The organism is Bradyrhizobium sp. NBAIM14, assembly GCF_020193895.1.
GTDB classification, from domain to species: Bacteria; Pseudomonadota; Alphaproteobacteria; order Rhizobiales; family Xanthobacteraceae; genus Bradyrhizobium; species Bradyrhizobium yuanmingense.
Genome location: NZ_JADYVQ010000094.1, coordinates 1 through 442, shown reverse-complemented (window position 1 = coordinate 442; position 442 = coordinate 1). Strand labels below are relative to the sequence as shown.

Sequence of the window (442 nt, the reverse complement as noted above, 5' to 3'; positions counted from 1 at the left end):
GTACATAATTGAGTGATTTTCAAACACCACACAGTACCTTTATGGTGTCTCTTTTTACATGAGAGGGAATTCTTATGAGTGTGCCGCAAACAAAAGCTGAACTGCTTTTAGCTATTGATAAAAATTTTAGTAAATTAATTAGTTACCTCAACACAATCCCACCAGAAATTACTTCAGATAAATCAATGGACGGACACGCCAAAGGAACGGAGATGAGTGTTCGTGATCTCGTTTCGTATCTGCTTGGATGGAATGCTCTTGTTGTAAAGTGGATCGCTTCTGATGCTAAAGGTCTGCCTGTCGATTTTCCGGAAACTGGCTATAAATGGAATCAGCTTGGCCTTCTTGCTCAAAAATTTTACTCAGATTACAGTGAGTTAAGTTATGAGTTGTTAGTAGCTGAACTTCAGACTGTAAAAAATGAGATTGTGAACCTTATTAA

At 37.6% G+C, this 442-nt stretch carries 1 protein-coding gene; it reads left to right on the top strand.

Annotated features, from left to right (window positions below; all coding sequences use genetic code 11):
- Window positions 1-74: 74 nt before the first annotated feature.
- A partial coding sequence (locus tag I6F28_RS37155) for a ClbS/DfsB family four-helix bundle protein (protein ID WP_225143960.1) occupies window positions 75-442 on the top strand: 368 nt, incomplete at its 3' end.